Origin of the sequence: Vibrio sp. MM46 (genome assembly GCF_027587135.1) — a bacterium.
Taxonomy (GTDB): Bacteria; Pseudomonadota; Gammaproteobacteria; order Enterobacterales; family Vibrionaceae; genus Vibrio; species Vibrio harveyi.
The window spans coordinates 1-1,761 of the sequence record NZ_JAPPTO010000070.1 but is presented as its reverse complement, the minus strand read 5'-3'; the positions used below and the strand labels follow the sequence as shown (position 1 = coordinate 1,761).

At 45.1% G+C, this 1,761-nt stretch carries 1 protein-coding gene and 1 pseudogene; one reads left to right on the top strand and one right to left on the bottom strand.

Features of this window, described 5'->3' with window-relative positions; genetic code table 11:
- Nucleotides 1-1,173 (bottom strand): type VI secretion system tip protein TssI/VgrG (gene tssI, locus OH459_RS27875; RefSeq protein WP_269989843.1); only part of this gene is annotated, 1,173 nt, incomplete at its 3' end.
- A 415-nt stretch (nucleotides 1,174-1,588) separates the two neighbouring features.
- Between tssI and OH459_RS28355 the strand changes: the two are divergent.
- Nucleotides 1,589-1,761: pseudogene (locus OH459_RS28355) on the top strand (restriction endonuclease); the annotation flags it as partial.

Sequence of the window (1,761 nt, the reverse complement as noted above, 5' to 3'; positions counted from 1 at the left end):
CCCATATTCATCGGTGTAGATTTCTTCACCCGCAGGGCCAACTACAACCGCAGTTTGAGGACCATCAACTACAGGTGACGCCATTTTAGGTGCACGGAATGTCACGTCTCGTGGTAAGCAGACAAACTGATTGTGATAAGTTGTAGGCTCATCGCTCGATTCTTCTTCGTGCACACGAGGGTTAAAGCCAGTGTGCATCACCGTCAACATGAGGTAATCACGGTTGATGTTTGAACGAGGGTGCTGGCTGATATCGAAGCTATAACCTGAGGTAAGACGCATGATATCGCTCGCAGCTTCAATCTGATGGCTGTCCACCGTGTATTCGGACATCCACTCCGATACTCGCTGCTGCCCTAAGTCTGGTGAAGTATAACGGCCAAGATAGTCGTAGCGCTGCAAATCAAAGTTCGGGCCTTCATCGGCGTTTGTATCTTGCGGAATTTTTGGCGTGAGATAGTTGTAATCGCCGTAGCTCACTAACCCAGTACGAGTTCGGTGGATTTGCTCAAGGTCGAAGATATGCTCTCTATCTGGCGTGCCCCCACCTTGAGTGTGATAAATCACTGGTCCTAGGTAAGAAGCATTGATAGGCGAACTGATAAGCTCTGGTATCGCATCGTTGCTATCGACAATGACCATGGAATGTCCAGCGTCGCTATGTTCGAAATAATACCAAAGCCCATGTTCTGCCATTAATCGCTGTACAAAATGCTGGTCGTTCTCACGGTATTGAAGAACATACTCTTTCGCTTCGTATTGCGCTGATAGTTCAAAGCGGTAATCGCTCATGCCTGCATCATCAAAGACCTGACGAATGATGTCGGGAGCCGCTTGCATCTGAAAGATGCGACAGTCCTGACGCTGAGTGAGGAACCAGAGGTGTGGAACCAAGGTAATATGATAACGCGAGAAGCGGCGGCCAGAGCCTAAGTAACGAAGTTCAGAGATACTGCCGTTAAACTGGCGAGCCGTTCCCACCCCTTGACCAAACAGGCTCAGAACACCCATTTTTCGACTTAACATATCAAATGTAATGGCATCATCATCGGACAACACCGTCAGGTTCATTTCAAAGGGGGAAGAGACTGTCTCTGTTATTCGAAAGCTTTCGACTTTAAATGCACCGGAGAAACCAGAAACATCAAAGGTGAAATTTACATCATTAACCATACTATTCGGCTCTTATGACAACGAGGAAATGAGCGGAAAAGGGTTCACCGCCACACGTTAAATAGTCGAACTGTATCAAGCTCCATGACACTCATCACCGTGGTGATTTAACGGAAAATGTGAGCATTCAATAGTGCATTTGGTTGAGTACGTAGAGAGATCAAATGTTCCAATCTGAAAGTTCACACTTTGCATAGTGATATGAGCGGATTTAGGCCATCTCTAACAGTTCAGTTTTGTGACGTTAGTAGGCAAAAATATTTGAGAGTGACACGATATTTTAAGGAAGTTGCCCTAGAAGAAGATAAAAATTGGAGCCCGTAACGAATTGTTTTATGGATTAATGCTCATCATGATTTGCCTGCCAGCTAAACTATGATTAAATGCACTTTAGTGCATATTTAAGGAAAGATTAATGGCAAGGAAAAGTGATGGCATCATCTGGCATTTGATGGATGCACCGTGGTGGTTAAGTGTGATTTTATCGATAGGTGTGTATGTCGCCCTTTCATACGTATTACCAGAGCTTGCTGTCAGCAGTAACAACTTTGTTTTCAATGCTATCGCCCCAAATCTTTCCATGTTCGC